Genomic DNA, 26594 nt, shown 5'->3' with positions numbered 1-26594 from the left:
CGATTCAATCAAACCCGGAAACGCTCTAAAGCGCACGCGCGTCTTATCAGACGCCACGTCAGGGCTGACACGCTGCCGCATGGTCAAAGCTCGAGAATGGCGTAGGGTCGGCCCGTTGGCTTTTCGATGTGCGCCGCGACATTGAACACCGGAGCGCCGCCCGGCGTTTGCCCTTCATAGGTCCCTTTGTGCGCATGGCCGTGAACGACCGCGCTGACCTGGAAGCGGTCGATGGTCTCGGCAAGACGGGATGAACCGAGGAACGGATATATTTCCTTGGGTTCACCCGCCACTGTTTCGACGATCGGGGCATAGTGCAGAATGACAAGGGCGCGCTTTGCCCTGGTGGTTCTCAGGGCATTCTCCAGGCGCATGGCCTCGTCCACGCTCTCGGAAACCATGGTTTTAATGGCAGCCTCGCCGAAGGAACCCAGCATGTGCCGGCCGAAGCCGCCGATGAAGCCCTTGGTTCCGGCGAATCCCACATCCGCGATCTCGATCGCCTGGCCGTTAAGAAGGTGGACGCCAGCCTTGAGGAGGATGGAGGAGACTTCCTCCGTCGCATCGCCCTGGTGATCGTGATTTCCAAGAACGGCGACCACGGGAACCGTGCAGGACTTCAAGTCGTCCGCCAGGAGTTCGGCTTCAACCGGCTTGCCCAGGTCCGTCAAGTCGCCGGCGATGACGAGCACGTCAGCGGCTTGCGAAATCTCGGAAAACAGCTCCGCATAGGAGACGGACCTGTCCTCTTTCATGTGGAGGTCGGCTACGGCGGCGACCTTCAGCTTGCTCATGGTGTCTGCTCCTCTATTCCTTCGCGCATCTCAACGTCGCCGCCGACATCGGCAAATCCCCATTCCCTGACGTCGATCTCGTAGTCAGGGCGCGAGTACATGCGCCCGCGGCAGATTTTCGTCTGCGGCAGCGGCAGATCCCGTTGCGCCGAAAGCCTGCTCAAGAGTTCGTCCAACAACCACTGCGGAACATTGTTGCGCTCGGACGGATAGATCCACCGGAAATTGAGGAGGTGGATAAGCAGCACCTCCCAGTGAACTTCCATGTATTCCAGCAGTCTTGCCCAATCGATCCTGTCGTGCGCCTTCAAGATCACGTGCGCCACGTCGGCACCGTCGTAGCGTTCGCGAAGCTGGATGAAGGACTTCGACCACACCAATTCGGTCGGCGCAGCGATAGAGACGGGACAACCGCTGATTTTTACAGGCAGCGCATGGGCGAACCAGCCATCGTTGACCAGCATCGTTCCATTCGGCGAGGCGAAGATTACGTCGAAGAAAAATCTGCCCTTGAACACCTTCCCGAGCCACCGGTCGTCTTCGATTTCGACCGCATACCCGCGGGACTTAAAGTGCTTGAGGATGCGGGTGTAGTCGCCCGCCTTGCAAAAGATGTCTAGATCCTTCGTCGGCCTTGATATGCCGGTATAGGCGCTGACGGCAAAGGTACCCGCCACCAGGAAGGGTATCTTGGAGCGAACGAGCTCAGTGAGTGCTTCGGCAACAAACGCCTCGGCTTCCTCATCGACGAGTTGCGGCATCGCGAGAGATCCGGACGCCCGGCGCGAATTCTTTTGCGGCGGTACGGCTGACATCATGCTGTCCTCCTGAGCCGACAAATCTTCTACGAGAACACGCCAAACTGAGGGAAGTTCCGCGCCGTCGTCGGAAGCAGATCGAGAGGCTGCCTCGCGCAATCGAGGTTAAACGGTCGTCAACGAACGTGCGGGAGCGCGGCGGCCTGTCCAGCGCCCGTGGGGTTACCGGGCTTGTCCAGCACTACGGCATTTCCGCTCTTTCGCGCATTTCGCTGGGCAGCGGCTCCATATCGAGCGCAATCAAAATCTCGTCTCTCAGCCTTCGGCTCCATCTTCCGGGAACTCCAGGACTTCCCGCTGCGGAACAATCAAAAGCGACGGCGGTTCGACCCTCGTGAAGACATAGGAGGAAAAATCATGAGCGCTTCCGGGGTCGCCGTGTTCGACAAGACACTCCAGGTTACCAACACATGGTTGGACGACATCGTGAAACAGCAGGGGCCGGATCGCCAGGTTGCGTGGCATATCCTCGGTGCCGTCCTGCATACGGTTCGGGACCGTCTGCCGGCAGACCTGTCCGCCCATCTTGCCGCCCAATTGCCGCTGCTGGTGCGCGGCGCCTATTACGAGCAGTACCAGCCGTCCAAGCAGCCCACGCGGTTGCATTCGCTGGACGAGTTCCTCGATCAGGTGAAGAAGGAACTCGCCTTCACGCGGCCGGTGGACGCGAAAGATGCGGTACAGACGGTCTTCGCCGTCCTCTCGCATTATCTCGATCCCGGTCAGGTCACGAAGGTGCGGGAGGGCTTGCCTGAAGACATACGTGCTTTGTGGCCGGATCCCCATTCCAGACATTGAAATTGAATAAGTGATCAGAGTCCTAGTGGTGGGCGAAAGTGGAATGCTCGGCGAAATCGCAAGCAACTCGGCGGTCGAGAAGTACGCGGCAAGCGCCGCGATGTCGTACAGGCCCAACCGCTGATTGCGTTCGCTCGCCTCAGAGTCCGAAGGGGAATGTCTCCGGCACGCCTGGGCTTACATGCTCCGGCATCAGAGGGGCTACCGGTGTCGTCAGGTCGAACCAGACAAACGCATCGAATTGATGCGGCAACGATGCATGGGCATAGTGGCTCATGCGTTCGGTCTCTGGCCTGTAGATGACACCGATGAATCGCTCGAGTCTCGGCTCATCGAGGCGCCGGCGCAAAGCGTCGTTGCGCGAGAAATCGAGCAGAAAGCGATCAACATCCGAGTCGTGAAAGACTCGTTCGTAGCTGCCGGGTAGGGAAGGCTGGATTTCCTTCATCTCGATCTCGCCATCCCAGGCGCTTGCGGCCGCCACTTTGCCGCCATGCGTTCCGAAACCGATCAATGCTGCCTGCTCCCCGAAACGTTCGCGGCAAAGCTGACCGATGTTCAACTCGTCACGAGCCGCTCCCATCTCCGTGTGGCGCGCATCGCCGATATGGGAATTGTGCGCCCACACGACGGCCTTCGAACCGGGGCCGCGCGACTCCAGGAGATGTTCGAGCGTTTCGAACATATGCCTGTCGCGCAAGTTCCAGGAATCGGCGCCGGCGTAATACATGGTTCGGTAGTATCGTTCGGCCGAGGCAATCAGCCGGGCATTCTGTGCCGCGTCGAAAAGCTGGTCTCCGTCACTGTCGGTCGCTTCCAGGCGTCGCTCGAGAAGCTCGCGGCACTGACGCACCACGGCCTCCTCGCATTTGTTGTAGCTGGCGGTCAGCACGGCCCGACCATAGGTAGTTGGATCGTTTTGCCATGGCGTGAGACATCCATAGCGTTCCCTCGCGACAGTCGCGGCGGCCGGATCGACCTTGTCGAGATAGTCCAGAACGGCGGCAATGGATTCGCGCATGTTGTAGATGTCGAGGCCGTAGAAGCCGGCCCGGTCCCGTTCTGCGGTGCTGTGATTGTATGCGCGCATCCAGTCGACGAAGGATATGACCTCGCGGTTTCGCCACATCCACGTAGGAAAGCGCTGGAATGCAGCATTCGAGCCACGCCTGTGAGGGCGGTGCCGAACATACCGATCAACGGCTGCCGCGTCCGGCCAGTCGGCCTCCACCGCGACGATTGTAAAACCGTGCTCCTCGATGAGGTGACGGGTGATGGCGGCGCGAGCGCGATAGAATTCCGAGGTCCCATGACTGGATTCCCCAAGCAACACCACGCGGCGGTTGCCAAAACGATCGAAGAGCCGCCCGAAGGCTGGATCGTCGAGGTCGGGCAATGGCTCGGCGACATCGGCCACCATTTCTGGCAGCGTCCGCGAAGGCGGACGTGGCGTTGGTCGAGCAGGTTGCAACCGCTCATTTTTCCGGGCGTGCTCGCCGATCAGCGGGACAAAGCGGACGCCGCCAAGGTCATGCTCCTCGAAGGTCGTGGCGTTGACTCGCGTCACCTTGAGCAAGCGTTGCTCGCCCTGCGGTCCGATCGGTATGACCATGTGACCACCAAGATCGAGCTGCTCCTTCAGCGCTTGAGGCACGTTGGGGCTGCCGGCGGCAACGAGAATGGCATCGAAGGGGCCTGCTTCCGGCCAGCCCTTCGTTCCATCGCCGATGCGGACATCGATATTGTCGTAGCCGAGCTTGGCAAAACGCCGCCTGGCCTCGGTTGCGAGCGGCGCGTGGCGTTCGACAGTGTAGACATGTCCGGCGACCCTGCTCAAAACGGCGGCCGCGTAACCGGAGCCGGTCCCGACTTCGAGTACCGTATCGCCAGCGTCGATCTCCGCCTCAGCGATCATCAGCGCGACGATGTAGGGCTGCGAGATCGTCTGTCCTTCGCCGATCGAGAGCGGAGCGTCCTCATAGGCGAACTCCTCGAAGCCCGGATCGACGAAAGCCTCGCGAGGAACAATGCGCATGGCTTCCACGACACGGGGATCATCGATCCCACGGCGGACGATGTGGAGATCCACCATCCGGTCGCGAGCACGGGATAGATCGAGCTTCATGAGAGATTCCCTTACATTGACGGTGACGGCGGGTGCGCGCCGAATGTGTCCCAGGGCGGCGAGCGGCCGGTTTTTCGTGGTTCAGTCGGGAACCAGTGAAGAGCGCTAATGTTCCGCGCATCATCATTCCGAGACAGCGCGTTTCCTCTTCGAACGGAGCATTGCGTGATGGAGGAATCAGGCGAGCACCTAGCTGCTTTTGCATAACCTAGGAGCCAGGGCAGCAGTTTTTGCCCGTCCGAGGTCTTTCTTGGGAACCAAGCATCCCACGCGTCGGTTTGTCGTTCGTTCCCATGCCCCGATCGACGGAGAACTCCCATGGCCAATAGAAACGCGCGGCCGGCAACTTCCAAGTCGGCCATAATTCACGAACAGAAACTGACACGTGGCAACGGAGGGGAGCTTCATCAGATTGCCGGGGACGGTCACCCGATCCTGACGACTGCGCAGGGTGGCCCGGTTGCGGACGACCAGAACAGCCTGCGCGTGGGCGAACGGGGTCCGACGCTCATCGAGGATTTTCATTTCCGCGAAAAGCTCTTCCATTTCGATCACGAACGCATTCCCGAACGCGTCGTGCATGCGCGCGGTTATGGCGCGCATGGCTACTTTGAAACCTATGAATCGCTTTCGGAAATTACGCGTGCGGATGTCTTCCAGCGCGCGGGAGAGCGAACACCCGCCTTCGTGCGGTTTTCTACAGTCGCAGGCAGCAAGGGGTCCGCCGACCTCGCGCGCGACGTTCGAGGTTTTGCGGTCAAGATCTACACCAAGGAGGGGAACTGGGACATCGTCGGCAACAACATCCCCGTCTTCTTCATCCAGGACGCGATCAAGTTTCCGGACGTCATTCACTCGGTGAAGCCAGAGCCCGACCGGGAGTTTCCGCAGGCGCAGTCGGCCCATGACAATTTCTGGGACTTCATCAGCCTGACGCCGGAAAGCATGCACATGATCATGTGGGTCATGTCGGATCGCGCCATTCCACGGTCGTTCCGGTTCATGGAGGGCTTTGGTGTTCACACCTTTCGTTTCGTCAACGCCAAGGACGAATCGACTTTCGTGAAGTTTCACTGGAAGCCGAAGCTTGGCCTCCAATCCGTCGTCTGGAACGAAGCCGTGAAGATCAATGGAGCCGATCCCGATTTTCATCGGCGCGATCTTTGGGAGGCGATACAGGCCGGCAATTTCCCCGAATGGGAACTGCAGGTCCAGCTTTTCGATCAGGATTTTGCCGATACCTTCGACTTCGACGTCCTGGACCCCACCAAAATCATTCCGGAAGAGATCTTGCCGCCGAAGGCGGTGGGGAGATTGGTTCTGGACCGGATGCCGGACAATTTCTTCGCCGACACCGAGCAGGTCGCCTTCATGACCCAGAATGTGCCTCCGGGTATCGACTTCAGCAACGATCCGTTATTGCAGGGACGAAACTTCTCCTACCTCGACACGCAGCTCAAGCGGCTTGGCAGTCCCAACTTCACGCACATTCCGATCAATGCGCCGAAATGTCCCTTCCACCACTTCCAGCAGGACGGGCACATGGCGATGCGCAACCCGGTCGGGCGCGTGAACTATCAGCCGAACTCCTGGGGTGAGGGGCCGCGCGAGTCGCCAGACAAGGGTTTTCGGCATTACGCTTCCGACGAGCAAGGCGCCAAGGTCCGTCTTCGCGCCGAGAGTTTTGCCGACCACTACAGCCAGGCCCGCCTGTTCTTCGTCAGCCAGACGCCGCACGAGCAGCGCCACATCATCGACGCGCTGACGTTCGAATTGAGCAAGGTGCAGACACCGGCGATACGAGAGCGCATGGTGTCGCATCTCCTCAACATCGACGAAGCCCTCGGGAAAAAAGTTGCGCATGCACTGGGACTGAAGTCGGTTCCGAAACCGGCGGATGCCGCCATTCCGACGCGCAAGGATCTCGCGCCCTCGCCAGCGCTCAGCATTATCGAGCGCGGTCCGAAACGCTTCGAAGGCCGCAAGCTTGGCATACTGGTAACCGACGGGACCGATGCAGCGATCTTGAAAGCCGTGAAGACGGCGGTCACGACAGAAGGGGCTGTGTTCGAACTCGTCGCCCCAAAGGTCGGCGGCATTACGGCCTCGGATGGGGAGTGGATACAGGCGCATCAAATGATCGAAGGGGGCCCGTCGGTATTCTACGATGCGGTAGTTCTCCTGCCTTCGGCTGAAGCGGTTTCGGAACTGGCGGAGGTCGCAGCGGCGCGAGACTTCGTTGCCGACGCCTTCGCCCATTGCAAGTATATCGGCTACGCCGAGGCAGCCATGCCCCTGCTGGCGAGAGCCGGCATCACCGACACTCTCGACGATGGGACGATCAGTCTCGGAGACGCCAAGAGTGTCGCGGCCTTTGTGAAAAGTCTCGGCAGCTTGCGTGTTTGGGCGAGAGAGCCTTCGGTCAAGCTGAAGTAGCGGCGCCCGCCGGAAGCGAGAGCAAAGGTCACGGTTTCTGCCCGTGACTGCTCTCGAATACCAACAGCGATGGAGAGAGTGATGGAGGACTCACAAGCGATTTCCCGGCCTCAGCAAACTTCCGACTATCCGGGACGCCAGACAGACTGCATTGCAGCGCTCAGGCCAGCCGTATCGGATCTGGCCGCGACCTCTCATAACAGCATTGTTGCGGTAATCGGCGGAGAGATGACGGACGAGTTGCTCGCGCTCGCCCATAAAGCGGAAGAGGCGGGCTGGACCTTCGAAGAGGCATCGGCGGCGATTGAAACGCTTGCCCGGGAATATGAGGGTGCCAAGGGCACGATCTTCGACTGAGCTGGGGCCGAGCGCGCAGTAACTGCTGGCATTGCCGCTCATCCTGCTCGGCATCGCCGGCGCGGAGTGTGCTGGGGAGCGGCGCCCGCCTGCGAACGCGCGGGTTGTCACTTTTGATGTCCGTCCGCGCTGTCCTCGGTCGCTTGTTCGTCCGTCAGCGTGGGAAATACCGACCACGCCGCCAGGAACAGCGCGGCGATCACCGGGCCGATGACAAGGCCGTTCGGACCGAACGCGGCGATGCCTCCGAGCGTCGAGATCAGCACCAGGTAGTCGGGGATCCTGGTCTCCTTGCCGATGAGAATCGGCCGCAACAGGTTGTCCACGAGCCCAATCACCAGCATTCCGTAGACGAGCAGCACGACGCCTTGCCATACCGCCCCGGATGTCAGCAGGTAGATCGCAATAGGCCCCCACACAAGACTGGTCCCCACCACCGGCAGAAGGGCGAAAATGACCATCACCGTGCCCCACAGCACGGGGGCCCTAACATCGAGCATCCAAAGGATGAGGGCACCGAGCGTCCCCTGCACAAGCGCCACGACGATGCTGCCCTTGACGATGGCGTTGATTGTCAACGCGAAGCGGCTGAACAGCGCCTGGCGAAGCCCGCCGCTGAGTGGGATTGCTTTGCCGACCAGCCGCAATACATCACGCCCATCACGCAGCAAGAAAAAGAGCAGATAGAGCATCACGAAAAAACTCGCGATGAGGTGGAAGGTCGACTGTCCTATGTTGATCGCCTTACCCGCTACGAATTGGCCGCTCTCGACAAGTGCGTTCAGCAGCCGCGTGCGCAGCGCGGCCGCATCGGGCAGTTCGATGCGGTTGAGTAGGTCGTTCAGCCAGTCCGGTAGCATGTCCCGCAGCGCCTGGACGTCGATGCCAAGAACGATCTGGCCCGCCGCGATGCCCTGATAAACGGAGGTCGCTTCGCGGAAGACAAGGTTCGCCATGAGCAGAAAAGGCAGGATCACCATCACCAGAATGATCACCAAAGTGATCAGCGCGGCGATGTTGCGCCGACCGGGAATATGCCGGAGGATGCCGCGGTTCACGGGCGCAAACAGCACGGCAAGTACGATCGCCCAAAGGATGGCGCCCGAAAACGACCACAGCACCGACGCAAAGGCCAGCGATATCGCGGCGGTCAGCAAGATGAAGGTTTTGTACTCGATTTGCCGCACGGCCAGCGTTCCGATTGCACCTCTACGATCGACTGTTTGTGCATCAGTCTTGTTCCTTGGAGAGATCGATCTCCAGTTCTGCGACGAGTGGTAGATGATCCGAGGCGACGCGCGCCAGGGCGGTATTGTGCACCTCGCAATGCGCCACGTCTATTTCTTCGCCGACGAAGACGTGGTCTATCCGCAAGAGAGGCAATCTCGAGGGGAAGGTCGGTCGCGGCTTAGCGCCCGTCTGCAACTGCGCATCTCTAAGCTGTCGGGCCACGAGCCTGTAGGCCGCCGACCGCGCCGTCGCGTTGAGGTCGCCCGCCAGGACCACGGGCGCCTTCCGCTGATCTATTCCGCCGAGCCAACCTGGTCCCAAAAGCGTCGTTGCCTGGCGGACGCGTTCGGAACCGCGCAGTCCGAGGTGTGTAACGACGATTTGAAGGTTGACGTCAGCCAGATCGACTTCCACCCAGAGCGCCCCTCGGGGCTCTCCGGCGGACGGCAGGGCGGCGGCTTTGATCAAGCGCATGGGCAAGGCAGTCAAGACCGCATCTCCATACTTTTCGTCCTTCAGGTGGAGAGCCGGATGAAATTGCGCCTCCATCTGCAGATGCGCGGCAATCATGTGCGCCTGGTCAATTCCGCCGCTGCGCGCGCGGCCGACATCCACTTCTTGCAAGGCGATAATATCCGGCCGGCATTCGTTGATGACGGCAGCAGTACGGACGGGGTCGAGCTTGCGGTCGGTGCCGAAGCAACTGTGCACGTTATAGGTGAGGAAGCGTATCCGCCGTCGCATGATCTCATTTCGGTGATCTCGCATTTTTGGAACACGCGGGAGCTGCTTTTCGTTCCGGTGGAGGTGTGGGAACAGCACGTATGGTCATGAGGCTTTTTGCAAGATTGATTGTCGTTGCCGTCATCATTCTGGCGGGGTGGTTGATCTATCGCACCCTCAGCACGTACAGCATTGGCGAGATCGCGACCTCGATCAGGCAGATCCCTCCGGGACATCTGCTCACCGCTGTCGGCTTCGTCTTTCTATCTTATTTTTGTCTGACATTTTTCGATGCGCTTGCCGTGCGTTACGTCGGGCGAAAGCTTGCCTACAGGCAAGTCGCGATCGCCTCGTTCACCAGCCTTGCGATCGGCCACAATGTCGGAGGCGCGGCTTTAAGCAGCGGGGCCGTCCGGTATCGGTTTTATTCGCGCTGGGGGCTGAATGCCGAAGAAGTCGCAAAGATCATTCTCTTCTGCGGAGTGACCGTCGGCCTCGGTCTTATCACATTGGCCGGTCTTTGTTGTCTGATCATGCCAGCGGGTCCAGCGCGGATCATCGGATTGTCGCAAACCGGTGCCCTCGTCTTCGGTGCGACCTGCCTTGCCGCCTCGGGCGGTTACTTGATTCTTGCGGGCTTTCTCAAAGGATCGGTCCGGGTATTTCGCTGGAGGTTCGAAATGCCGTCGGCGCCGATCGCGGTCTGCCAGCTGATCGTTGGCACGGTCAATTTCCTATGTGTCAGCGCGTGTCTGCATCAGTTGCTGCTAGCCTTTGGAAATCCAAGCTTCTTCGATACGGCGACAGCATATGTAAGCGCCAATGCCGCGGCACTCGTCAGCCATGTTCCAGGAGGCATTGGTGTGATCGAGGCAACGGTAGCATTCCTGCTTGGCAGTTCGGCGAGCATCGGCGCTTTGATCGCCTTTCGGGCGATCTATTTCTTCCTGCCGTTGCCGCTCGGGTTGATTTCGCTTTCGCTCGCCGAGTTCGTCGTTCATCGAGACGACGGAAGAAACCTGGCGAGAAAGGCGAAGACCTGACCTCCCCAGCGTCTTATCAATTTATGCATGCGGTAGAACGGTCGGATCGGTCTGCGCGGATCGACAAGGTCTGTGCCCCAGACAAGGTTGGTCGCCCCACCGTGGTCGGCGACACCATCGAAGGTCCGTATGCCGCGGCGGCCGGTGTTTAATCTATCAAGGGCAGCGACCAGAGAGCCCGTGTCCCTTAACGCGCTCTCGATTTCGCTCGTGTCGACGTCGAGATGTTCCGCCAAGAGCCCGTTGCGAACACTGACGATTGCGGCACACTGTTCTTCGTTCGCGGCTTCCACCGCGACGTCGCATTCCGTGTCGAGGCTTTCGGAGCGGTGGTTGAAATTCGATGAGCCGACGCGGAGAAATCGGCCGTCGATCGCGACCACCTTGGAATGGATCAAGACCTCCTGTTCCGATTCATCGCCGGCAGGCACGACCGGGTAGCCGACCCGCAGCCTGTCATAACGGTCAGCCTGCTTCAGCCGTCGGATGAGGCGGTCGCGATTTCCGCCCATGAAAACGTTCTCGAGGAAGCCATGCGAACTGCGGGTGGTGACTATGACAATTTCAGGACCGTCCGGCTCCTTCAGGCGTCGGCAAAGCAACGCGCCGATCTTCCGCGAGGCGAAATATTGATTCTCGATGTAGATGTGGTGCTGCGCGCTGCGTAGAGCGTCGAGTGTCAGGCGCAGCGCTTCTCGCCGGCCTCTTCCTTTGCTGATCGCTGGCTCGGTCCGTGCAATCGCGACCGAGCAATTCGTCAGGATCGGGACGGTGCCGGCGGGCCACGCAACTCTCGTTGCGCGTGGCGCTCCGACGTCATCGCCGGTCGACGCCTTCCAGCGGGACCGGCAGAGGTCTCCAATCGCGCGGCTGGCGTCCCCATCCAGGACCACCTGGATGTCGTGTACCGGACCGTAGGATTTTCCATCGGGATCGCGGCGGATCTCATTATCGGCCAGGTGATCCGGCGTATCCCAGCGCCGCGCAGTCAGGTCGATGCCTCCGGCGAAAGCGATGCCGTCGTCGATCGAGATAAGCTTCTGGTGATGCGAACCGCGGAGCGCACGATGGCTCGCGAAGCGAAGTTCGATTTGGGGATGGGCAGCCCATTTCTGCTTGCGAAACAGCCGCAGCGACTTTCCAGAATAGATCGGCCCCATTGCCCAGACGAGAATGCGGATCTTAAGGTTCGGCTTTTGCGCGGCCAAGCGCTCCAGCAGATCGCCGAGCGATTCCGCATGCGGATCGTCTGGGCGTAATTTGATGCGCGGATCAAAATCCCATCCGGTTATCCAGACCTGTTCTTCCGCCTCCTCGAACGTGCGTTCGAGACAAGCGTAATAAGCGGCGGCATCGATGAGAAAGGATAAGCGCCCTGTCGACACGCTGCGCCAGGCATTTTCCGCCTCCTTGACAATTGGTCGGCGCGCCCGATCCTCTTGGTCAGTTGTCCTTCCGCTAGATTCTCTCTTCCAAACCAAGCTTTTGCATCCCGTCGGTGGCGACTGCAAAGTGAATTGATTTCAACCGCGATTTGTTCCTGCAGCAACGGAACAAGGCGAGGCCGCAGACGGGTGCGAGGTCCCGCAGCGCCCGGGAGAGACTATCGGTCGTTACCTCCTCCGGGACCTCGCGCGCCTACGGGGGCCATTGGGGGGTCACTATTGGTAGGCGCTCCATGCGCAAACTGGCACGAGAAGGGTATTCGTCAATGGCGATAAGACCTTTGGCACCCGGTGCTGGGACTTAGGTCCGTAGTTTGGGATGTCGAGTTCGGTCGCGTCCCTTACCGCCTCTTCCATGCGTTTTTCTGATGTCAAACTGCGACCAAGCGCGAGTGTAAGGAACAGAATGTCGTCCAGGCATTCGCAGCGCATGAGCATTGCCGGTTGAATACTGCCGCCGACGGTGCCCCATATGCACGCAGGGTGACGGACCGTCGGAACAAGGCATTTTCCCCGGCGTTGCTATTGCGTGCGGCGGAAGAAGCCGATTTTGAGCAATCAGCGGACACCGGTCATGACTGCGAAGGAAATGGATCTCGTCGAAAGACTGCAGGCTACGGAGCCGGGACGGGGACGGGACGCCGCGACACCGGGAGAAATACCCCCGAGGGGGATGCGGGACGTCTTCTGGCGAGTGGTGGCCGAAATCTCTGAAGAGCGGATCGTTCTGATCGCGGCCGGCGTGACCTTTTATCTGCTGTTGGCGCTATTTCCCGCGCTGGCGGCACTGGTCTCGATCTACGGACTTGTCGCGGACCCATCGGCAATCGGCACGCATATGGGCGTTCTTAAGGTGTTGTTGCCGCCTGGATCCTACGATCTGATCATGGATCAGTTGAAGTCGCTGACAACTCAGCGGACGTCTACGCTCGGTATCGGCTTCCTGGCAGGCCTGTTCGTTTCCCTGTGGAGCGCGGCCAATGGTATGGCGGCGCTCTTCGACGCAATGAATGTCGCATATGGAGAACAGGAAAAGAGAGGTTTTTTGTCGAGAACCCTTTTGTGTCTTGCGTTCACCTTTGCAGCCCTGCTGTTCGTAGTCGCCCTTATCGTTGCGATTGGCGTCGTGCCGGCTGTGCTTGCCTATCTGTGGCTCGATCGCTGGGTAGAGAACCTGACCAAGGTGGCGAGGTGGCCGGCCATTCTGCTTCTTGCCACGATCGGCACGATCCTCATCTATCGTTTTGGTCCAAGCCGGGAACGGGCGAAACTCAGATGGCTGAACTGGGGCGCGGTGTTCAGCACATTGCTGTGGCTCGCTGCCTCCTGGATCTTTTCTTTCTATCTGGAGCACTTCGCCAACTATAACGCCACATATGGCGCTCTCGGCGTACTTGTCGGTTTCATGATGTGGGTCTGGATCTCGGTGATCATCCTCATTGTGGGCGCGCTCATCAATGCCGAGCTCGAGCACCAAACGACGGTGGACTCAACAACAGGCAAACCACGGCCGATGGGCCAACGCGGTGCTTACGTGGCCGACACGCTCGGCAAAGCGGCTGATTGACGGGTATGGCGCCGGGTCCCCGACCGCTCAAAGGGAGCCATCGGCGCCGGTTTCCGCCCACGCTGGCGTTATCTGACCGGCGACGACAGCAGCGCCGCTTATGTGTCCACGACTTCCACGACGGTGACATCGAAGACCAGATCCTGGCCGGCGAGCGGATGATTGCCGTCCACCGTCACTCGTTCGTCATCGACACCGGTCACGGTGAACGCCATCTGACGGCCATCCGCGGTGGTTGCCTGGAGCTTGGTCCCGATCTCGACCCCGGCGGGAACCGCGGAACGCGGTACCGTCTGCACCTGGGCGTCATCATGAGGGCCATACGCCTCCTCAGCGGGAATAGCGACCGTGTTCATCTCGCCGATGGCCATGCCGCTGATCTCGCGGTCGAGCCCCGGAATGATCTGGCCTGCGCCCACTTGGAATTCAAGCGGCTCCCGACCCTGCGAGGATTCGACTGCCGTGCCGTCTGTCAGCTTGGCAGTATAGTGAATGCGAACGACGTCGCCGTTTTTGACTTCGGTCATATCTGCCTCTCGATGGATGTTGGAGTGATGATTTGCGGTCACTTGGCGAAAAGGCCGACCGCGCGACGACATGCCGGTCTCTATGCCGACATCGCTAAATGCGAAAACTAGGGCGCTAACCGCAAATGTAAACCGCGGTTTGCATGCGCATGCCTCTCCGGTCCGGTGACACCGGTGTTAGCAACGTCTGCGACGATTCAGAATCGGATCCGGCAACAGAGTCGTGTGCGTTTCGAGCGGAAGAGTTTTCGTCCGTCGCCGGCCTCTCTAAGACTGCTACCGAGGCGGCTCGTCCATGCGGTAGCAATGGCAATCCGAATCATGTTTCTCTAAAGCGCCTCGCTGCTCGAAATCAGCGTTTATTGGCTGCCTTCGTGCGAAGATTTTCCGTGAGCACTGGCAGGGGCATGGCTACGATGGCCTCGTGTTTTGGGGGAATGAATGCTTGCACATCGAATTCGCTCACAACTTCGCCTTCCGCCATTGCTGTTGGCCGCGCTCATCCTGACCGGATGCCAATCGGCGGCGTTCGATGACCTCGCGGCGTTCGGCGACAGCGCCAAGACTCTGGAGGACGATTCGGCCGTCGCCTTCTACAAAGACGATGAGTTGATCACGACGGGCAAACTGCAGTTCAAGGAAAAGAACTACGGAAAATCTTACGCGATCTACAAGCGTGCCGTAGCCGTCTTTCCGGAGGATCCTGCCGCTTGGCTCGGTTTCGCCGCCTCTGCCGACATGATCGGTCGATTCGACACCTCGGATCGGGCCTATAAGCAACTCTCGAAGATGATTGGCAACAGTCCGGTCTACTACAACAACATCGGCTATTCCCATCTCCTGCGCGGCGACTTGCCGACCGCCCGCCGCTACTTCCTGAAGGCTTATGAACTCGACCCCACCAATGAGACGACGGCAAGAAACCTCGAGCTGATGAAAAACAGCGTTAGGTTCGCGCAGCGATGACAGTGCCAACAGCGCCGCGCGTCCAATCGGACGCGCAAAGGTCGCTGTAGCACTTTGAATAACTGCAGCGGCGTCTGCAGGCCGAAGCAGTTGGCAGCCGCAACCTTCGGATCTCGCAGCCACGGCGCTTAACGTCGCTGTATATGGAAGTGCCGCGCTCGAACGTAGTGGAGCGGAGGGCTGCTATGGCACCTTGCGCAGGATCAGTTTGCCCTCCGGCGAAATGGATCGCTCATAGCGTGGCAGATCGGCGACCGAGGGGCTCTCGGCATCGATTGCCGGCTGGCCCTCATCCGCTGCCGAAAATTCCGCTCCGGAGGACGCCTCCGGCGTGGGCTCGAGGCGCTGCATTACTCCCTTACCGGGTGCACTCAAGATGACGGAGCCGCCGGAAGCGAGGGAGCCGGAACGTATCCGCTCGCTAAGGACGGATAGGTCTTTCCCCAATTTCTCGACCTGCTGGCGAATGGGCACAGCGTCGTCGGCCCTGCCCATGTTGCGGTCTTGCTTGTCAATCTGCAGCTTCAGACCGTCAATGGACCTTTTGACCGCAGCGAGCGTCTCGCGGCTCTCACGGACATCCGCTGCGTTCTTGGCCGTGTAGAGGAGCGTGCCGGCATTCAGCGGGAGGAAAACCAGGGCCAAGGCAATGAACGGCGCGTTGCTTGCCCGGGCCGCCTTTACCGCTCGAACGGCTCTCGCATCGCCGGGTTCGATTTCCACATTCGCCAGGTTGGTCATCCTCTTCCTCCGCCGCAAGCCGGGCCGAAGCCCAAGAGCGCATCCGTCTTTCGGGCTACGGTGTTTCTCAGTTCCCGTGAAATCGCATTTTTGCTCGTTCCACTACTTCACCACCACGGTCGCTCCGATTCTCACCCGGTCAAAAAGATCGATGACATCGGCATTGCTCATTCGGAAGCAGCCGGAGGACGCGAATTCGCCGACCGTGGACTGCTCATTCGTCCCGTGGATGCGGTAGAGCGTGTCAGCGCCTCCCCGGTAAAGGTAGATCCCGCGCGCTCCCATCGGATTGAAGGGGCCGGCCGGCACGAGTTCGGGAAGTTCCGGCGCACGCGCCTTCATCTCGGCGGGCGGTCGCCAGTCCGGCCACTCCGCCTTGCGGCCAACCCTGACGACGCCGCTCCACCGGAAGCCGTCGCGACCGACGCCGATCCTGTAACGGATCGCGCGACTGCGAGAGAGGACGAGATCGAGCGTTCGCTTGTCGCTGAGGATGATGATCGTGCCGGGCGGATAGTCTTGGGGAGTAGCTACGACGACGCGCGTCCTCGGTCCGAGGCTCCGCGGCACACGTTCGCCCGCCGCATCAGCGGAAGGCGTAAGGCCGATGGAAGCGATCGCAGCAGCGATTAGCATAACGCGGTTTATCGCCGAGATGACGCCCTTGCTCTCGCGTGCCCAAGCCTTCATCTCATCAGCGCTCCGTCCCTGGCGACGGCATTAGGAGGTGCCAGCGCGCATTTGTCTCGATCAGCAATGGGCCACGATCGGCAGCCCGAGCTAACGTGTCCCCGATATGCGCAATCACGTCAGTTTTCCGTACCGTTGCCGGACGCGCCATTCGTCCCTGTGGGAGGCGTGACCGTCGGCAGGATCACGGCCGAGGGGGCCGGTGCGGCGCCGGGCGCTTCGCCCTGATAGGTGCGGATCGCCCGATGGATCACTTTTCCATCGCCGGGGATGCGCGTGTTCTGCGCCACTCGCGGAAAAGGCTCCTGCGTGTGGATGCCCTTGTTGGCTTCCACAGCGTTGCCAAGCCCGAAGGTGATCGAATCCCTGTGGTTCAGGTAGTCGGCACAGCCGGGAAGGAGCGCGGCGGCGATCACTAAGAGAGGGGCGCGACTACTTCTTGGAAAGGGCATGCACGCCTCCCACATCGAGATCGAGACGATGGCCATAGGGGCCCTTGACGCCTTCGCCATTCTTGAAGCGGCGCAGCATGTCCTTGTCGACCTCGAGAATGCCGAGGGCGAACAGCTCCCAGTCGTTCGACGAGCGCGTCTGGTCGAGCGGGGTGTAGAGGTCCTCGCCGGGTGTGGACGGCCGCACGATGTGCGGCGTGACGATGATGACGAGATCGGACTCCCGCTTCAGGAAGCTCGTCGAGCGGAACAGCGCGCCGATCACCGGAACCTGCGACACCCACGGCAATTGTTGCACGTCCTTGGCATTGATCGACTGCAGCAACCCGGCCATGGCGAAGCTCTGGCCGTCGCGCAGCGCCACCGTCGTCTTCGCCGCGCGCGAGATGAAGCCGGGATTGCCGTTGACGTTGATCGAGGTGTCGAGCTCCGAGACTTCCGGCTCGATCCTGAGACTGATCAGCCCATTGTCGAGCACCACCGGCGTGAAGGTGAGCCTGACGCCGAACGGCCGGTAGTCGGTTTCGGTCGCGACCGTGGCACCATTGGCCACCGTCGTCTGGATCGGCACTTCGCCGCCGGCATGGAAGCTCGCGGTCTCGCCACTCATGGCGATCAGGTTCGGCTGCGCCAGCCGGCGCACCAGGCCCTTCTGCTCCAGTGCATTGATGACGATGTCAATCCGACCGCCGGCAATCTCCAGCACCTTGGCGATCAGCTGCCCGAAGGGCTGCATGCCCGTCGCCGCGCCCGCAGCGTCTTCGAGGGTGCGGACGAGATTGCCGTCGTCATCGACGCTGATACCCTGGCTGTGTGTTGCCTTGCCGATGCCGTTCCGGCCGTGGCCGGACCAGCCGATACCGAGGTCGCGGCCGGTCTGGCGCGAGGCCTCGATTACCCGAACTTCCAGCATGACCTGCTGGGAATCGGCGACGCGCAGCTGGTTCAGCACCGGCTGTGCGGAATAGGATTGGGCGATCTCGATCACCCGTTGCAACTCCACCGCGTCGCGCACCACGCCCGTCAGCCGGATGCGATCGTTCGAGTTGAACACCCGGACCCGCGCGGAGGGTGCGGCGGACCGAATCGCGGCGGCGACCTCGCTGAAATCGCTGGCGACGCGGATATCGATAACGCCGATCAGCGCCCTGTTGTCGTCGTAGACCGAGATATTGGTGGAGCCGATCTGCTTGCCACGGATGAACAGCGACCGGTCGGAGAGCGGCACGACATCTATGAGTTCGGCGCTGCCGATGACGAGATCGCCGAATGGCTTGCCGGTCCTGATCGTCATCGTGTCGTTCGGCGCCAGCGTCACCTGCTGCACGGTGCCAGTGAGGCTCACAAATTCTTCCTGGGCGTGCGCCGTGCCGATGAGACCGGGGCTCCACAAACCGCTGACGATTACTGCCGCCGTGACCGCCGAGAGGGTTCGGGCTCGCGCTCCCCCCTTGCTCATTTTCCTTGCCATTCCCGCTTCAGCCTCCGCTCCTCGTTCAGCCCCAGCGCCCACGGGCAAGCCACAACCCACTTCACCGGATCACTCCGACTCGATGCTGCACCACGTCCTGGTCCAGACACCAACGGTCGCCCATTTCGGCTCCACCGGCAAGGGTGGTTGCGCCTCTCGCTCACAATCTGTGACTGCTTTTCGCGAACTGGTTGCTTTGCCTCGCTTCTACCAAGTCGCTCCGACGCCCAAGGCGACCTTCGCACGCTCACCCTGCGCATCGTCTCGAATGGCGCAAAACGCTTGTGGGCCAAGAAATCGATCAGGCTTTGGAAGCCGAGTCCGAGTCGCCAGGACCGGTGGTTCATAACCCGTCATAACGGCGGCGTGGGGGAACCAGTCGCATCGAAAGGAGTTAATCTAGGTTGTACAACCTGGCGGGGGCTCGACCACTGCGATATGGGCCTGTTGCCACCCAGTCCAAGGGTAGTGGCATGAACGCTCCGATCCCCGAACGTTCGCCGAAGAAGTCCCATGACTTCTTTCAGTATCTTGTCGATGGGATCGCCGAACCGGTGATCGTCAAGGACGAGGCGTCGCGATTTGCTTTCGTAAACAGCGAAGCATGCGCGCTTTTGGGCAGAACTCGCGATGAGCTCCTCGGACGCACCGACTATGATTTTTTGCCAGGTGAGGAAGCCGATAGGATTGTCGCGCTTGACAGAGCCGTCCTTTCGACCGGCCAGGACCGCCAGCTCGAAGAGCAAATCACGACGCCAGATGGCGCCACTCGGACGCTGCTGACCAAGAAACGCTGCGTGCGCATACCGGTCGGCGCGACGGAAGAGAGGTTCCTGGTCGCCGCCATCGTGGACATCACACATCTTCGTAAGACCGAAGCAACGCTGCGCGCCAGTGAAGAGCATTATCGGTCTCTCGTGGACTTGCATCCCCAGGTTCCTTGGACGGCTGACGCGCAGGGCGAGATGTTGGAGGTAGGCCCGCGATGGACCGAATTTACCGGACTGCATGAGGAAGAGACGCTCGGACGTAGATGGGCAAAAGCCGTGCATCCGCAGGACGCCGCCATGGTCAACGCGCAATGGCAACGCTCGCTTTCGAGCGGCGAACCGCTCAATATCGAATTCCGGCTTGCGACCGCAACTGGTCGTCACCACTGGTTCCGAGCCCGCGCAGTCGCCAAGCGTAATAGCGTTGGAGAAATCGTGCGCTGGTACGGTGTCCTGGAGGATATCGACGAAAGGCGACGAGCCATTGACGCTTTGCGTGAAAGCGAGGCGCGCTTTCGGGCAATCGCCGACGACGCCCCGGTAATGATCTGGGTGGCCGACCCTGCGGGCGACACCAGTTTTTTTAATCGTTTGTGGTTGGAGACCACCGGCCAAACGGAAGCCGAAGCGCTCGGTTTCGGCTGGGTGGATGTGATCCACCCCGATGACCGGGAGAAAGTGCAGCAAGCGTTTTTCAGCGCGGCCGCAGGAAAAGAGGCCGTCCGCAGCGAGTACCGGTTGCGGCGGGCCGATGGAAGCTGGGCGTGGGTGATAGATGTCGGTCAGCCCCGCTTTTCTGCCGATGGAACCTTTCTCGGATATGTGGGGTCGGTTCTCGACATCACGGAACGTCGAGCCGCTGAGATCGCTCAACAGGAAGCGCAGGCGTTCATCAGAAGCATTTTCGACAGCAGTCCCGACTGTGTACGCGTACTCGATCTGGAAGGACGGCCGTTGCTTATGAACAAAGCTGGCCGGCATATCTTCGGTCTGGCGGAAGGGGCCCCGCTTACAAAAACGACATGGGATGTTGTCGGCAACGCTTCCGACGCACAAAAGGTACAGGCGGGCTGGGAAAAGGTCAGAGCGGGCGAGACAGGTCGCTTCGAGATCACCGTACGGGCCAGGGGCGAAGAACGATGCATGGACGTGATCTCAGCCCCGATCATGGGGCGCGAAGGAAAGCCGGTCAGAATGCTTTCGATCTGGCGCGACATCACCGATGCGAAGCGCGCCAGCGAAGAAATCAGCCGCGCGCAGAGGAGAGCCGAAGCCGCGGCTGATCAGCTTTCCTCGGTTCTCGAAAGCACCATGGACAGCGTCATGCTTCTCGATGACCAGTGGCGTATCCGCTATTTGAACGAGAACGCCAAGACGCTTTTGCGGATCGGGGATGAGTCGCTGGGGAAAGTCTTTTGGAAGCTGTTCCCAAAGGAAAGGAAGGGAAACTTTGCCAAGCACTGCCAGGAGATCATGGACCGCCGTGTCCGATCCTTCTTCGAGGGTTACTTGTCGTCCCTCGATCGATGGATCGAGGCGGTTACTTCTCCTGCGCAAGACGGCATTTCAGTTTTCTGCCGAGACATAACGGAGCGCCGCCGGGCCGAGGAGGACAAGTTACTCGCCCAGAATCAGATGGCCCACTTGGCCAGGCACGACATGCTGACCGGACTTGCGAACCGGATGTTCTTCCGCGAATGCTTCGATCGGGCCCTTAGCGAGATGGGTGCCGCCGGCCGCATGGCTGTGCTGTGCCTAGACCTCGACGGGTTCAAGGCCATCAACGATACGCTTGGTCATCCCGCTGGCGATGCTTTGTTGCGCCAGGTGTCTGCGCGACTCGTCCAATCTGTGAGAGCCACGGATATCGTCGCGCGCCTCGGGGGTGACGAATTTGCGATCATACACCGCTTGGCAGGGACCGATGATGAGGCCTTTCGTCTCGCTCAGCGGATCATCGATACGCTATGCGAGCCGTTCACCATAGAAAGCGTTAGCGCCACGGTCGGGGTGAGCGTCGGCATTGCTTTTGCGCCGGACGATGGGACTACCGCGGATGAATTGATCAAGGCGGCCGATATCGCCCTCTACAATGCAAAGTCAAGCGGGCGCGGAACCTACAAGCGCTTCGATATGGCCATGCATGCGCAATTGCAAGCGCACCAGCAGGTCAAGGTTGCGCTCAGGGGCGCTTTGGAAAGGAACGAGCTCGAACTGCATTATCAGCCGCTGATAAGCTTGAGATCGCGCCGCGTAACAGGCTGCGAAGCGCTTTTACGGTGGCGCAGTCCCGAAAGAGGTATGATCGCGCCCTCCGACTTCATCCCCATTGCTGAAGAAACCGGACTGATCGTGCCGATTGGCAAGTGGATTCTTGATCAAGCCTGTCGCCAGGCCGCGTGCTGGCCGGAACATATCAGCATTGCCGTCAACCTCTCACCCGTCCAGTTCAAGCATCGGAACCTTGTAAAGACAGTAGCCGATGCACTCTCGGCCTCCCGTCTCGATCCAGCCCGCTTGCAATTGGAGATAACGGAGTCGGTCTTGCTGGACGAGAGCGAGCACAATCTCCAACTGCTCATGGAGTTGCGTAGCCTCGGTGTGAAAATCGCAATGGACGACTTCGGAACAGGCTATTCGTCCCTCGGTTACCTGAGAAGCTTCCCTTTCGATAAAATCAAGGTGGACCAGGCCTTCGTCCGCGACTTGCCACACGGCAAAGAATCTCTCGCGATCGTCAGAGCCGTCGCCGGTCTTGGACAAAGCCTGGGCATGACGACGACGATCGAGGGCATTGAAACAGAGGACCAATTGGCGATCGTGAATGCGGAAGGGTTCCATGAGGTTCAGGGGTACATCTTCTCGCGCCCCCTGCCGGCATCGGAAGTCTCGAAGTTGATTGACGGCCCCTTCTAAGAGTTGGCGCTTCATGCGGTTCACACCGTTTTGCGAATCGCCGTCGATCATTGGTGCAGCATTTGGCCCTACACGTCGCCACGCGTGTGTGGCACAATCTGCATACTACCGCGCATTGCTACGCAATGACGGGAACGCATTCGCTGAGACGATCGTTAGTTGCAGACCGGCTAGCGAGCCGAATTGATGGCCCCGCAAGCGCCAGACAACCGGCGAGGAAAGCGTAATGAATGCCTCACGCGTCGCACTTATCGCCGATGATGATGAATTCTTCCGGATCGCGCTTGGCTTCATCTTGAAGAGCAAATTGCACTTCACGGAGATCATCGAAACCGGGTCGCTCGACGAAGCGATTGAACGGCTCAGCGAGCGCGGGGACATATTGCTGGCGTTGTTCGATTTGGCGATGCCCGGCATGCAAAGTGTAGCCAGCCTTGCGGCCGTGCGCGACATCCACCCGGATCTAAAAGTCGTCGTCGTCTCGGCTTCATCGCGCCGGTCGGACATCTTGTCTGCCCTCACTGCGGGTATAAACGGCTATGTACCAAAGGGCCTCGGCGCGAGCGATGTTGCCGAAGCAATTGGCGCGATCCTGAACGGCGCTGTCTACGTACCCCCATCTATAGCGGGCCGCGCCGCCCCTTCCGAGGAAGCAGAGGTGCCCCAGACCACCCGGGGAAACCAGGACGGACGCGGCCATCGTACAATCGAATTCCTCACACCGAGGCAGCGCGAGGTCCTCCTGCTCCTTGTGCAGGGGCTCTCGAACAAGGAAATCGCCCGCAAGCTGAAACTCGGCGAGGGCACCGTGAAGATCCACATGGCAGCACTCTTCCGTAGTCTGCGGGTAAGGAATCGCCAGGAAGCGGCCGCCGCAGGGGCGCGCCTGTTACCCATGACCGAGAGCTAGGTCGACATAGTCCGGTCGGATAGGCCGCCGTCTAAGCCATCCGGACGAGTAGCGCAAATTCATGCCAGGACGTAGTGACGACAGCACCGGAATGAATGTGGAACCAAATGCGCCAGCCTGCTTCGACAGCCAGCTTGTCCCGAGCCCCGCTTCGTGCCAGCCCGGCAAATGAGCAAGGGGGTGTCCGGTGACAGGGCACGCGCCGTCATCAAACCTCGCTGAACAGGTAGCCTACAGGGTTGGCCTCAGCTTTCCAGCATCGCGCAAAGGAGCCGTCGCTTCGGCGATCACCCAGCTCATGGTGCGGCGTGGGATTGGCGACAGCCGGTTGCTTCTCGACCGCCTGGGACTGGACGAGGATTTGACCGAGGATGCGATCACAGCGATCACGGTTGGAGAAACGCATTTCTTTCGAGGTCCAGATCAATTCCAGCTTATACGGCAGACAATCCTTCCCGAGTTGCGGCGACGGCGGTCCGACGGCTCTCCCGTCCGGATCTGGAGCCTCGGCTGTGCAACGGGTGAAGAGCCCTATTCCCTTGCCATTCTCTGCGACGAGGAAGGTCACTTGGACGATGTTCGAATAGGCGCGGCCGACATCTCGAGAAGAGCGCTCGCCGGTGCGAAGGCCGCCGAGTATGGCGAGTGGTCCTTGAGGAATACGGGTCATAAGCTGAAGGAACGATATTTCACCTCACGTAAGGGACGGTTTCGACTGCACGAACGACTGCGCCGCCGGGTCGACTTCGCACACGTGAGCCTTGGTGCAGACGAGCTTCCGGCGCCGGAAAGGGGATTGGCTGACTTCGACTTGATCCTTTGCCGCAACGTGCTCGTCTATCTCGACGCGAGCGCGGTGCGTCGGATTGCGCGCCAGCTATTCGCCTGCCTTGCCGACGGCGGTTGGCTGTTGACGGCTCCGACCGATCCGCCCTTGTGGAAATATGCCCCGTTCGAAACGTCAATCACGCCCGCGGGCGTTGTCTATCGGCACATAATGGCTCATCCAGACACTTGGCAGCGCCTGAGCTCTCGCGCCACCTCTGTTCAGTGCCAAACCAAGAGACCTCTCGCCTGCATCCCGCCCGCTCGAGCTTGCGTCACCGATGCGCGAAACACACTCGGCGACAACCCGGTCAAGGCGATTGCCCAAGAAATCCGTTCGCGTTTCGATATGGGTGAGACCCGCGACGCCGCGCGCCTTGCTGCGCAGGCGCTTGAAAGTCACCCGCTCTCAGTGGAACTGCATTTTCTCCAAGGACTCTCCCAGATGACCCACGGGGAGACCGATGCGGCTGCAGCGGCGCTGCGACGGGTGATCTATCTGGACAGCGATCTGGCTGCCGCGCAGTTCTTTCTCGGTTTCTGTCTCAAGGACAGCGATCCGCAAGCGGCCCTACGTGTCCTCGAAAACGCGCTCCTGTTTTGCCACTCTCGTCCGGCGCGCGAGCGCGTCGCCCTGATGTCCGGGGCGACGGCTGGACATCTCGCGGAACGCGCAAGGCGAGAGATCGGTAAAATCCGGCGGCATATGGGGAGCGAAGGCCTATGACGACATCTTCCCGGCCTGCCGCCCGTCCGGTCGACTGGAACGCCGTCAGAAGACGGATGGCAGCAGCGATAGAACAGACGGAAGCGCTTTTGGAAGCGGCACAACAGGATGCGCAATACGAACGGCGATCAGCGCGCTCGGCCGGTGATGCGCTCGCCACACAGAGCGAAGAGCAGGCAATCGGTCTTGTAACCTTCATGCTATCGGATCGCCAGTTTGCATTGGAGATCCGATACGTCTGCGAAATCGTTGCGAAGGCACGCTTCAGCCCGCTTCCGGCAATGCCCCCGCATGCCTGTGGCGTCTACGATTTGCGCGGCCAATTGCTTCCCGTCTTCGACCTGTGCGGACTGCTCGATCTCCCGCGCGGTACCGGCACCGCCAATGACTGGGCGATCGTATGCGGCCAAACACAGCCGGAGTTCTTGATCCTGTCTGACGCTGTGCCCGAAATATCGACGCTCCCCCTTGAGGAAATCGAAGCGGTGGAGCCCGATCCCGGTGACAACACTTGGCATTGCGCGACGACGAAAGCGGGCACGGTCATTCTGGACGGCGACCTTCTGTTGAACGACCGCCAATTCTTTCTCGAGGACGAGCAGATCATCGCAAGCGACGACGAAAGGACCGAGATCCATGAGCCCCCGATTAGCAAATAGCCTCTATGGCGCGTTGGGGCTGGCAATGCTGCTGTTCGTGGCCGCTTCGGCGCTGCTCGTCGGGTCCAGCTTTATTGCCCTGGAACGGGTGCGGGCCGATCTTGCGGCGACGTCCTCGCTGGGCAAGGAACGTGTCGCCTACCAGATGATCTATGCAGCCGGGCGCCTGGAAAGGGCGGAGGGGCCTGCTCGGGCCGCTGCTGCCGATGAACTGCGTGGCCTGATGAATCGCAACGAGCTGCTGCTTGCGAGTCTGGTCGATGGCGACGGAAGGCTCGGGCTGGAGGCAACGACCGATCCAGCCGCCGTCACGCAGCTTGAACAAGCCCGCCAACAATGGCGGGAACAGGTGAGGCCCGCTCTGGAACGCGCCATAGCCGATGCGCCGATCGATCATGCCGCACTGGATGCGCTCGACCCAAAGATCAGGACCTTCGCCGCGCTAGTGGACGAATTGATCAACCGGATCGAGCAGGCGGGAGTCACCCGGCTCCAACGCTCTCAGTTGCTGCAACTTGGTTTTTCCGCTCTCGCCGTTCTCCTGCTCCTCCACGTGCTCCGCGTCGCGCGTCGACTCGTCCGGCGTACCCGCGCGCTCGCCGGTGCGGCGGAAAAGGTCAGCGCTGGTGACCTGGAGCAGAAGGCCTCCGTGGAGGGCAACGACGAGCTCGCGGTTCTCGGCGCCTCCTTCAATGCCATGACCGCAAGGCTTGCCGGCATGATCGACAACGAACGAGGCAGCAGGGAAAGGCTTGAAGAACTGCTCGCCACGATCTCGGAAACGGCGCAACACCTTTCGTCATCCGCTGCCGAGATCCTCGCCGGAACCACGCAACAGGTCGAAGGCATGCGCGAGCAGTCGTCGGCCGTTGCCCAGACGGTGACGAGCGTCGATGAGGTACTCCAGACGTCGGAACAGGCGGCGCAGCGCGCGCAGCAGGTTGCCGCCTCCTACGACCAGGCTGTCAAGATCAGCAATGAGGGACGCAGAGCGCTCGACGACACGGTGCAGGCGATGAACACGGTGAGCGGACGCACGGAAGCGATTGCCGGAGACATTCTTTCCCTGGCGGAAAACAGCCTGGAAATCGGCGAGATCGTCTCGGTCGTTGCCGAGATCGCTGACCAGACGAACCTGTTGGCGCTGAACGCTGCCATCGAGGCTTCGCGTGCAGGCGAGCACGGCAGAGGCTTCAGTGTCGTCGCCAGTGAGATCAGGACGCTTGCCGACCAGTCGAAATCCGCGACCACGCGGGTCCGTCGAATTCTAATGGAGATCCAGAAAGCGACAAACGCGGCAGTCATTGGCGCCGAGGACGGGACGAAGAGTGTCAGCCGCGCCCTTGAGACAGTGAACGAAGCGGGCGAAACCATCCGGCAGCTCGAGTCGATCGTTGCCGATTCCGCGCGCTCGGTCGCCCAGATCGCCGCTTCCGCGGGCCAGCAAAAAGCGGGGATGAAGCATATTCACGACGCGATGCATTACATCGAGCAGGTGAGCAGCCAGAATCTCTCGGCGATCCGGCAAGCGGAGGAGGCCGCGAAAGATCTCAACGAGCTGGGCTCGAGGCTGAAGGAAATGCTCGCTGACCATGGCAACTGAC

General features: G+C 60.5%; 21 protein-coding genes and 1 pseudogene. 11 read left to right on the top strand and 11 right to left on the bottom strand.

Annotated features, from left to right (window positions below; genetic code table 11):
• Positions 1–83: 83 nt before the first annotated feature.
• Together PZN02_RS21755 and PZN02_RS21750 are read right to left on the bottom strand one after the other, a co-directional pair.
• A complete protein-coding gene (locus tag PZN02_RS21755; RefSeq protein WP_280662750.1) occupies positions 84–794 on the bottom strand; it encodes a metallophosphoesterase family protein in 711 nt (236 codons plus the stop codon).
• Positions 791–1612 carry a nucleotidyltransferase family protein gene (locus tag PZN02_RS21750; protein WP_280662749.1) on the bottom strand — a complete coding sequence of 274 codons (822 nt, stop codon included), beginning with the start codon at positions 1610–1612 and terminating at the stop codon, positions 791–793. The genes PZN02_RS21755 and PZN02_RS21750 overlap by 4 nt, the downstream gene beginning before the upstream one ends.
• A 357-nt stretch (positions 1613–1969) precedes the next feature.
• On the opposite strand from PZN02_RS21750, the gene PZN02_RS21745 reads away from it, so the two are divergent.
• A complete protein-coding gene (locus PZN02_RS21745; protein ID WP_280662748.1) occupies positions 1970–2410 on the top strand; it encodes a DUF2267 domain-containing protein in 441 nt (146 codons plus the stop codon).
• Positions 2411–2549: 139 nt separating this feature from the next.
• Here the strand turns inward: PZN02_RS21745 and PZN02_RS21740 are convergent, their stop codons facing one another.
• Entirely contained in the window at positions 2550–4535 is a 1986-nt protein-coding gene (locus PZN02_RS21740) for a protein-L-isoaspartate(D-aspartate) O-methyltransferase (protein ID WP_280662747.1), read from the bottom strand.
• A gap of 318 nt (positions 4536–4853) precedes the next feature.
• Here PZN02_RS21740 and katE point away from each other — a divergent pair, with 318 nt between their 5' ends.
• Both katE and PZN02_RS21730 read left to right on the top strand, forming a co-directional pair.
• Complete coding sequence (gene katE / locus PZN02_RS21735) at positions 4854–6971, top strand: catalase (RefSeq protein WP_280662746.1); 2118 nt, start codon at positions 4854–4856, stop codon at positions 6969–6971.
• Between the two features lie 81 nt (positions 6972–7052).
• Positions 7053–7328: a hypothetical protein gene (locus tag PZN02_RS21730; protein WP_280662745.1), complete on the top strand. Its 276-nt coding sequence runs from the start codon at positions 7053–7055 to the stop codon at positions 7326–7328.
• 107 nt (positions 7329–7435) lie between these two features.
• Here the strand turns inward: PZN02_RS21730 and PZN02_RS21725 are convergent, their stop codons facing one another.
• Positions 7436–8515 (bottom strand): AI-2E family transporter, encoded by a 1080-nt coding sequence (locus PZN02_RS21725; RefSeq protein WP_280662744.1) that lies wholly within the window; start codon positions 8513–8515, stop codon positions 7436–7438.
• A gap of 43 nt (positions 8516–8558) precedes the next feature.
• On the bottom strand, positions 8559–9302 hold the full coding sequence (locus tag PZN02_RS21720) for an endonuclease/exonuclease/phosphatase family protein (RefSeq protein ID WP_280662743.1): 744 nt from the start codon (positions 9300–9302) through the stop codon (positions 8559–8561).
• A gap of 80 nt (positions 9303–9382) precedes the next feature.
• Between PZN02_RS21720 and PZN02_RS21715 the strand changes: the two genes are divergently transcribed.
• Positions 9383–10324, top strand: coding sequence for a lysylphosphatidylglycerol synthase domain-containing protein (locus PZN02_RS21715; RefSeq protein ID WP_280662742.1), 942 nt, complete (start codon positions 9383–9385; stop codon positions 10322–10324).
• Here PZN02_RS21715 and PZN02_RS21710 read toward each other — a convergent pair.
• Positions 10279–11873: pseudogene (locus PZN02_RS21710) on the bottom strand (phospholipase D-like domain-containing protein). The gene PZN02_RS21715 and the pseudogene PZN02_RS21710 overlap by 46 nt on opposite strands.
• A gap of 470 nt (positions 11874–12343) precedes the next feature.
• Between PZN02_RS21710 and PZN02_RS21705 the strand changes: the two are divergent.
• Positions 12344–13336: a YihY/virulence factor BrkB family protein gene (locus PZN02_RS21705; RefSeq protein ID WP_280662740.1), complete on the top strand. Its 993-nt coding sequence runs from the start codon at positions 12344–12346 to the stop codon at positions 13334–13336.
• Positions 13337–13434: 98 nt separating this feature from the next.
• Here the strand turns inward: PZN02_RS21705 and PZN02_RS21700 are convergent, their stop codons facing one another.
• Complete coding sequence (locus PZN02_RS21700; RefSeq protein ID WP_280662739.1) at positions 13435–13863, bottom strand: FKBP-type peptidyl-prolyl cis-trans isomerase; 429 nt, start codon at positions 13861–13863, stop codon at positions 13435–13437.
• A 441-nt stretch (positions 13864–14304) separates the two neighbouring features.
• On the opposite strand from PZN02_RS21700, the gene PZN02_RS21695 reads away from it, so the two are divergent.
• Positions 14305–14829 carry a tetratricopeptide repeat protein gene (locus PZN02_RS21695; RefSeq protein WP_280662738.1) on the top strand — a complete coding sequence of 175 codons (525 nt, stop codon included), beginning with the start codon at positions 14305–14307 and terminating at the stop codon, positions 14827–14829.
• A gap of 183 nt (positions 14830–15012) precedes the next feature.
• Here the strand turns inward: PZN02_RS21695 and PZN02_RS21690 are convergent, their stop codons facing one another.
• The 4 genes from PZN02_RS21690 to PZN02_RS21675 form a co-directional block, all read right to left on the bottom strand.
• Complete coding sequence (locus tag PZN02_RS21690) at positions 15013–15570, bottom strand: hypothetical protein (protein ID WP_280662737.1); 558 nt, start codon at positions 15568–15570, stop codon at positions 15013–15015.
• Between the two features lie 102 nt (positions 15571–15672).
• Positions 15673–16206: a L,D-transpeptidase gene (locus tag PZN02_RS21685; RefSeq protein ID WP_280663327.1), complete on the bottom strand. Its 534-nt coding sequence runs from the start codon at positions 16204–16206 to the stop codon at positions 15673–15675.
• Positions 16207–16379: 173 nt separating this feature from the next.
• On the bottom strand, positions 16380–16712 hold the full coding sequence (locus PZN02_RS21680; protein WP_280662736.1) for a pilus assembly protein: 333 nt from the start codon (positions 16710–16712) through the stop codon (positions 16380–16382).
• The gene (locus tag PZN02_RS21675; protein WP_280662735.1) at positions 16693–18171 is read right to left on the bottom strand and encodes a type II and III secretion system protein family protein; all 1479 of its coding nucleotides are present in this window, start codon (positions 18169–18171) and stop codon (positions 16693–16695) included. Before PZN02_RS21675 ends, PZN02_RS21680 begins: the two co-directional genes overlap by 20 nt.
• Positions 18172–18656: 485 nt before the next feature.
• Between PZN02_RS21675 and PZN02_RS21670 the strand changes: the two genes are divergently transcribed.
• The 5 genes from PZN02_RS21670 to PZN02_RS21650 all read left to right on the top strand — a co-directional run bounded on the left by PZN02_RS21670 (position 18657) and on the right by PZN02_RS21650 (position 26593).
• Complete coding sequence (locus tag PZN02_RS21670) at positions 18657–21869, top strand: PAS domain S-box protein (protein ID WP_280662734.1); 3213 nt, start codon at positions 18657–18659, stop codon at positions 21867–21869.
• 226 nt (positions 21870–22095) lie between these two features.
• A complete protein-coding gene (locus PZN02_RS21665) occupies positions 22096–22779 on the top strand; it encodes a LuxR C-terminal-related transcriptional regulator (RefSeq protein WP_280662733.1) in 684 nt (227 codons plus the stop codon).
• A gap of 187 nt (positions 22780–22966) precedes the next feature.
• Positions 22967–24331 (top strand): CheR family methyltransferase, encoded by a 1365-nt coding sequence (locus PZN02_RS21660; RefSeq protein WP_280662732.1) that lies wholly within the window; start codon positions 22967–22969, stop codon positions 24329–24331.
• Entirely contained in the window at positions 24328–24990 is a 663-nt protein-coding gene (locus tag PZN02_RS21655; RefSeq protein WP_280662731.1) for a chemotaxis protein CheW, read from the top strand. Before PZN02_RS21660 ends, PZN02_RS21655 begins: the two co-directional genes overlap by 4 nt.
• On the top strand, positions 24968–26593 hold the full coding sequence (locus tag PZN02_RS21650) for a methyl-accepting chemotaxis protein (protein ID WP_280662730.1): 1626 nt from the start codon (positions 24968–24970) through the stop codon (positions 26591–26593). Before PZN02_RS21655 ends, PZN02_RS21650 begins: the two co-directional genes overlap by 23 nt.
• The last annotated feature ends 1 nt before the right edge of the window (position 26594 follow it).

The sequence above is a fragment of the Sinorhizobium garamanticum genome, from assembly GCF_029892065.1.
Taxonomy (GTDB): domain Bacteria; phylum Pseudomonadota; class Alphaproteobacteria; order Rhizobiales; family Rhizobiaceae; genus Sinorhizobium; species Sinorhizobium garamanticum.
This window is presented reverse-complemented; position numbering and strand designations above follow the sequence as displayed.